Source organism: Chloroflexota bacterium, assembly GCA_020850535.1.
Lineage (GTDB): Bacteria > Chloroflexota > UBA6077 > UBA6077 > JACCZL01 > JADZEM01.
In genome coordinates this window covers 1-6859 of the sequence record JADZEM010000056.1, presented here as the reverse complement: position 1 = coordinate 6859, position 6859 = coordinate 1, and the positions used below count along the sequence as shown (strand labels likewise).

Genomic DNA, 6859 nt, shown 5'->3' with positions numbered 1-6859 from the left:
GGACTGAAGTCCCCGCCTACAGTCACACCGTCGCTGCGCGACGGCCGTCGGGAACGGCAGGCACTGGTGCGACTGGAGCGTCGCGCAGCGACTGCAGGATGGTAGGCGGGGCTTTCAAGCCCCGACGCGGCGGCACGACGACATCTACATGCAATCGCCCTGGGGGATGCTCAACAACTGCGGCGGTGGCTGGACTCCGTGGGGCACCATCCTCACGGCCGAAGAGAACTTCAACCAGTACTTCGCCAACGCCGACCTGCTGCCGGCCGACGATCCGCGCAAGAAGGTGCATGCCCGCTACGGCCTCCCGACAGCTGCCAGCGAGTGGAGCCAGCCCATCAAGCGGACGGCCCTCGGGCGGTTCAAGCCTACACCCCGAACGACCGCGCCGCGAACAAGGATCTGCTCGACTCCGGCACCCTGTACGTCGCGAAGTTCGACGACGACGGCACCGGCCAGTGGCTGCCGCTGACGTTCGGGCAGGGGCCGCTGACAGCCGAGAACGGCTGGCGCAACCAGGCCGACGTGCTGATCCGGGCGCGGCAGGCGTCCGACGCCCTCGGCGCGACGAAGATGGACCGGCCTGAGGATATCGAGGTCAGCCCGACGACCGGCAAGGTCTACATGGCGTTGACCAATAACACCCAGCGCGGGACGGACGGCCGCGCCGCCCCCGACAAGGCGAACCCCCGCGCCAACAACGCCTTCGGCCACATCATCGAGTGGACCGAGGACGGCAACCACCACGCAGCGCTGACCTTCACCTGGGAGGTGTTCATGCTGTGCGGCAAGCCGGACGATGAGAGCACCTACTTTGCCGGCTTCGCCAGGGAGCAGGTCAGCCCGATTGGCAGCCCGGACAACCTCGCCTTCGACTCGCGGGGCAACCTGTGGATCGCCACGGACGGCCAGCCGTCCACCCTGAAGGTGAACGACGCCATCCACGCCGTGCCCGTCGAGGGCGGCGAGCGCGGTCACCTCAAGCAGTTGTTCAGCTCGGTGTCCGGCTCCGAGGTTGCGCGCCTCGCGTTCAACCCCGACGACACGGCGCTGTTCGCCTCGGTGCAGCATCCCGGCGAGGGCGGCAAGCTGAGCGCGCCGACCAGCCGGTGGCCGAGCGGGCCGTTCGCGCGGCCGGCGCTGGTGGTGGTGACCAGCCTGGGCGGCGGGAAGGTCGGCGGCTGACCCGTCGTCCTCCTGGGATCTCGTCGTTCTGGGTGCGCTGCCAGGGGGGTGCGCTGCCAGGTAGGCGCGCTCCCAGGGGCCGCGCTCCCAGGAGGGTGCTTACAGCCAGGACGCCCCGGCCAGCGCCCGGGGCGTCCACCAGTCCAGCAGCATACGGTAGTGCGCGCGGACAGCCGCGTCTGAGTGCGAGGTCATCCGCGCGAGCAGCAGCGCGCCGAACCGCAGGAAGTGCCCCAGGAACGCGAGGTCGAGCTGCGGCTGCCACCAGGCCTCGGCGAAGCGGTCTCCGAGGCGGGCGGCCAGCAGTCCACGGTAGCGCTCGATGACCGTCTCGTAGGATACGGGCAGCACGTCCGAGAACAGCGAGAGGAAGAACACCAGATCGATGGCCGGCGGCGCACGGTTGACCAACTGCCAGTCCAGCAGGAGCAGCCTGGGCTGTGCGCCCATCTCCAGCCCGAAGTTCTTGCAGTTCGGGTCGCCGTGCGCGAGCGTCCAGGGATACTGCTCCAGGGCGGCGCAGAGCGGGCGGGGATCGGCCTGAAGGGTCCGCACCAGCCGCGTCAGCTCCGGCGTGGCCTCAGCTTCAAGCTGACCCCAACCCTGACGGAGGATCACGACTAACCCGTGCGGGCTGCCACTCTCCCGCGCCACCGTGGCCGGCGAGAACGAGCCGTACAGCCAGGGCAGCGCGCACAGCCCGAGTTCTGGACGGCGCAGACGTTCGTCCAGCCAGAAGGTCGCGTGGAGCGCGGCCAGCCCGTCCAGGAAGGCCGTCAACTCGGCGTCGGCGAGCCGCTCCCAGCCAGGACTGGGCCAGCGCTGGCACGGGTGCATCTGCTCGGTGATGTCGCGCAGGAGCAGCGCCCAGCCGTCGCCATCGGTCGCGGCAGCCGCCACGGTGTGCCCGACAGCCGGCGGCAGGTTGTCCAGCAGGCCCGATTGCCAGATCAGCCGCTCCCGACAGGCCGTGTCGCCGGTGGCCCGCATGATGATGTCCCAGGCGGTCGCCGTCCGCTTCACGACGTAGGCGTGCCGCGCGCCGTCCACGCCCACGCTCTCGACGGCCAGGAACCGGTTGCCCGAGACCCCGCCGTACGGCGACACGAACGGCCGCCGATGCACCGCCCGCACGTCGCGGCCCTCGATCTGGCGCAACGCCTGGATCGAGAGGAGATCGTCCAGGCTGGCATGCAGCGTGTGGGCCGGCGTCATCGTCACCCTGCCGTGGGTCGTAGGTCGTAGGTCGTAGGTCGTGGGTCGTGGGTCGTGGGTTGTGGTGAAAGCACGCGACTTGCAATTGTCATCCTGAGCGTAGCGAAGGATCTCACCCGCTGACCGTCATCCAGACCACAGCGACGAACGAACATCACCCCGTCATTCCGACCGCAGCGAGGAACGAGCGGAGTGGAGGGATCCTCCTCCAGTCCGGTGTTCAGTTGACCGAGGAAGATCCCTCGACTTCACTCGCAAGCTCGTTCCGCTCGGGATGACGGGGTGGGAAGTCGCACGCTTTGCCCTGAGCCTGCCTGATTGGCTTGTGCCGCTCGGGGCGACGGCGCGTTAGCTGTACCGGATCACGCTCCGGCGGACCTCCCCCGCCTCCAACTGGGCGTACGCCCGGTTGATGTCTTCCAGCTCGACGAACTGGCTGATCAGCTCGCGCAGCTTGTACTTGCCCTCCATGAACATGTCCACGATCTTCGGCAGGTCGACCCGCTGGCGGGCGCTCCCGAAGCCGGTCCCGGTCAGGATCTTCTCGGAGAGCAGCGCCGCGCTCTCGACCGACACCTTCGTGCCCTGCGGCGCCACCCCGATCATGACCGCCATGCCGCCCCGGTGGATCGCCTCGAACGCCTGCTCCATCGTCTTCTGCGTGCCCACCGCTTCAAAAGCGTAGTCCGCGCCACCGTCGCCGCAGATCTCCTGAATCCGCGCGACCACGTCTTCCTTGCTGGCGTCGATCAGGTGGGTCGCCCCGAACTCACGGGACCACTCCAGCTTCTGCGGGAAGACGTCCACGGCGATCACCTTCGACGCACCCATCAGCGCCGCCATCTGGATCGCGTTCAGCCCGATGCCGCCGCAGCCCCAGACCGCCACCGTCGAGCCGGGCTCGATCTTCGCCCGGTTCATGACCGCGCCAGCGCCGGTCATGACGCCGCACGAGACGAGGCAGACCACGTCGAGCGGCGCATCCTTGCGGATCGGGATCAGGCTGATCTGGGGCACGATAGCCCGCTCGGAGAACGTCCCGAGCTGGTGCATCTGGAAGATCTCGGTGTCTCCCTTGCGGAAGCGGGTGGTGCCGTCGTGCATGAGCCAGCGCGGCTGGACCGTCAGGTCGCACATGCGCGGCCGGCCGATGGTGCACCACTTACAGTGTCCGCAGGCCGGCAGGTACGAGGTCAGGACGTGATCGCCGACCTTTACCATCGTCACGTCCGGCCCGACGGCCTCCACGACGCCCGCGCCCTCGTGGCCGAGGACGGCCGGGACTGGGTGAAAGTTGCGGCCTTGAACGTAATGCAGGTCGCTGTGGCAGACCCCTGCCGCCACGTACCGCACGATCACCTCGCCGCTGCGTGGCTCCAGCATATCGAGCTGCTCGATCTCGAAACCGTCCTTGCCGGGCTCCCAGAGCACCGCTGCCTTGGTCTGCATCGTCGCCCTCCGCATGGCTGCCGCCCGGTCTGCGGTGACCGAGCCGTACAGAGGGATGGTAGCCCGGGACAGACTGGTTATCTATCATCTCGCTTTGGGCGGCCTGGGCGGCTGCTGGAGGACCGAGATGCGACCAGGAGATGGACGGACGATCCTCGAACCGGCGCGGCAGGTGCCGGTCTACGGCGCGTGTGACGTGCTGGTCGTCGGCGGCGGCCCGGCCGGCACGGCGGCGGCTGTCGCAGCAGCTCGCGCGGGCGCTGAGACGGTCCTGGCCGAGCGGTACGGCTACCTGGGCGGCCTCTCCACGGGCGGGCTGGTTTGCTGGATCGACCGCATGACCGACTGGGACGGCCGGCTGGTGGTCGGCGGCATCGGCAAAGAGCTGATGGACGCCTGCGAGGCTGAGGATGGCGGCCTCGTCGGTCCGCCCTCCGACCTCTGGGGCTCGACGGACGCCGAGGCTGTCGCCTACTGGAGTCCGCGCAACACCGCCCACCGGGGCATCGTCACCTGGGCCCCGACCATCGATCCTGAGATCCTCAAGGGCATCTCGAACGACAAGGTCCGTGCGGCCGGCGCGCGCATGCTGCTCCACTGCTGGGCGGTCGGCCCGGCGATGGTGGATGGCAAGGTCGGCGGAGCGATCTTCGAGAGCAAGGAAGGGCGCTTCGCCATATTGGCCGAGGTGACCGTCGACTGCACCGGCGACGGCGACATCTTCGCGGGGGCCGGCGCACCGTTCGAGTCGGACGTAGACAGCACGTCGATTCACGCCCTGATGAACACGTCCTGCCGCTTCGGCAACGTGGACACCGAAGCGTACTGGGATTTCCGGGTCAAGAACCCGGACGGCTTCAACGACCTGATGCGGCAGGCGGCCGAGGCCGACGTCCATTTCCGCTGCGGCGTGATGCCCCAGCACGGCCAGTCGATCTGCATGCATCCGAAGCTGGCCGGCTACTCGGCGCTGAAGGTGGCCGACCTGACCGAGGCCGAATTGCGCTCGCGGGACGCCCACCGGGCCGGCCTCCAATGGTGGCGCGAGCACATGCCCGGCTGGCAGCACGCGATCTTGCTGGAGACGGCCCCGCAGGTGGGGGTGCGCCACAGTCGGCGGCTGACCGGCGTGACGAGGCTGACGATGGAGCACTGGAAGCAGGACGGCCGCCACGAGGACAGCATCGGGCTGTGCCCGGGGCTGACGCCGGCCATGCCGACGCTGGAGATCGCCTACGGGAGCCTCGTGCCTCGCGACGTGGACGGCATGCTGGTGGCAGGCCGCAACTTGAGCTGCGACAACCAGTCCCACAACCCGCTGCGGGAGATCCCCGAGTGCTGGGTGATGGGCGAGGCGGCCGGCGTGGCGGCGGCGCACGCCGTGCAGCAGCAGGTGGCCCCGCGCGACGTCGAGATCGGCCGGCTGCAGGCGGCGCTCCGCGACGGGGGCGCGCTGGTGGACGCCGCGTCTTGAGGGGAGGCGTCCGTCCGCACGCCCCGCGGGACGCGGATGCGGCGCTGACGCCCGCGCCCGACGCCGTGCCATCGATCCTCGCTACAATCGGGGACGGTCAGGCGACGATGTGGGCCGCGAACGCGATACCTGGGCTGCTCCTGGTAGGGAGCGGGCGCAGGCGCTCCGCTTTCCCCCTCTCCGGCGCGGAGAGGGGGTCAGGGAGTGAGATCATCCGGCCACGCAGATGCCACAACGGCCCACGCTGACGGGGCCAAGAGCAGAGGAGAGCGCAATGAGCAAGCTCGACCGATGGGATCCAAGCGGCTGGGGGAAGCCCGGCAAGGTTGTCTACTGCAGCCGGCCGGGGATGGGCATTGACCCGACCACCCTCAACGCGCTGAAGGAGGGCGGCGTCGAGCCGATCCTCTCGACGATTCGCGGCGACGACGGCAAGGTGCCGGACGAGGTCGCCGACGCCGACATGGTCGTGCTGGCCGGCCCGGGCGGCAACGGCGACGCCTTCGAGGCGATGCGCCGCGTCCGCTTCGTGTTCCGCCCGTACGTCGGCTACGACGACATCGACGTGGACGCCGCCAACGAGTACGGCATGCTCGTGGCGAACGTGCCGGACACCTTCGTCATCGAGGTGGCCGACCACGCGATGGCCCTGATCCTCGGCGTGATCCGCCGGCTCCGCACGATGGACATCCTGGTCCGCTCGGGCGAGTGGGCCGGCGGCGCGCGCGCCCGCCAGCTCGCCTCCCCGATGCGCCGCCTCTCCACGATGACGCTGGGCCTCCTGGGCTTCGGCAACATCGCGCGGATGGTGGCTGACCGGGCGAAGCCGTTCGGCTTCACCATCATCGCGCACGACCCGTTCATCCCACAGGAAGTCGCGGACTCGATGGGCGTCAAGCTGGTCAGCATCGAGGAGCTGTTCCAGCAGTCCGACGTGGTCTCGGTCCACACGTTCCTGAACAAGGACACCCGTGGGCTGGTCAACGCGCGCCTGCTGAACTTAATGAAGCCGTCCGCCTACATCGTGAACACGGCGCGCGGCCCGATCATCGACGAGGCGGCCCTGATCGACGTCCTTCAGAAGGGCAAGATCGCGGGGGCTGGCCTCGACGTGATGGAGATCGAGCCGCTGCCGGCCGACAGCCCGCTCAACTCGCTGGAGAACGTGATCCTCGCGCCGCACCTCGCCAGCTTCTCGGACGAGGGCGTCCACCTGCATCAGCTGCGGGTGGCGAAGATCATCATCGACGTGGCGAACGGCAAGCTGCCGGAGCGCAAGATCGTCATCAACAAGGGCTTCTACGACGAGCTGATCGCCCGCCCCGAGCTGGCTGACGTCGAGAAGGCCTGAGCGCGAGGGTCTGGGTGCCAGGGCGATTGCATGTTCAATGGTGTACCCGAAGCATCAGGGAACGGGCGGTCGGGGGTTGAAACCCCCGCCTACAGTCACACCGTCGCTGCGCGACGGAGACCGGGAACAGCCGTCGTCCGGTGAGACTGGAGCGTCGCGCAGCGACTGCAGGATCGTAGGCGGGG

At 68.9% G+C, this 6859-nt stretch carries 4 protein-coding genes and 1 pseudogene; 3 read left to right on the top strand and 2 right to left on the bottom strand.

Annotation, left to right across the window (positions count from 1 at the left end; translation table 11 throughout):
- Positions 1 to 148 precede the first annotated feature (148 nt).
- Positions 149 to 1185, top strand: a pseudogene (locus tag IT306_08380) (DUF839 domain-containing protein).
- A gap of 99 nt (positions 1186 to 1284) precedes the next feature.
- On the opposite strand, the gene IT306_08375 reads toward IT306_08380, so the two are convergent.
- On the bottom strand, positions 1285 to 2400 hold the full coding sequence (locus tag IT306_08375; protein ID MCC7368424.1) for a phosphotransferase: 1116 nt from the start codon (positions 2398 to 2400) through the stop codon (positions 1285 to 1287).
- 348 nt (positions 2401 to 2748) lie between these two features.
- Positions 2749 to 3849: a Zn-dependent alcohol dehydrogenase gene (locus tag IT306_08370; protein ID MCC7368423.1), complete on the bottom strand. Its 1101-nt coding sequence runs from the start codon at positions 3847 to 3849 to the stop codon at positions 2749 to 2751.
- 127 nt (positions 3850 to 3976) lie between these two features.
- Here IT306_08370 and IT306_08365 point away from each other — a divergent pair, with 127 nt between their 5' ends.
- Positions 3977 to 5323 carry an FAD-dependent oxidoreductase gene (locus IT306_08365; protein MCC7368422.1) on the top strand — a complete coding sequence of 449 codons (1347 nt, stop codon included), beginning with the start codon at positions 3977 to 3979 and terminating at the stop codon, positions 5321 to 5323.
- Positions 5324 to 5597: 274 nt separating this feature from the next.
- A complete protein-coding gene (locus IT306_08360; protein MCC7368421.1) occupies positions 5598 to 6674 on the top strand; it encodes a C-terminal binding protein in 1077 nt (358 codons plus the stop codon).
- Positions 6675 to 6859: the final 185 nt, after the last annotated feature.

What these genes read in the sequence shown, in the direction of transcription:
- IT306_08370 (MCC7368423.1), bottom strand. Translation starts at nt 3,849, where the DNA reads ATGCAGACCAAGGCAGCGGTGCTCTGGGAGCCCGGCAAGGACGGTTTC.
- IT306_08365 (MCC7368422.1), top strand. Translation starts at nt 3,977, where the DNA reads ATGCGACCAGGAGATGGACGGACGATCCTCGAACCGGCGCGGCAGGTG.
- IT306_08375 (MCC7368424.1), bottom strand. Translation starts at nt 2,400, where the DNA reads ATGACGCCGGCCCACACGCTGCATGCCAGCCTGGACGATCTCCTCTCG.
- IT306_08360 (MCC7368421.1), top strand. Translation starts at nt 5,598, where the DNA reads ATGAGCAAGCTCGACCGATGGGATCCAAGCGGCTGGGGGAAGCCCGGC.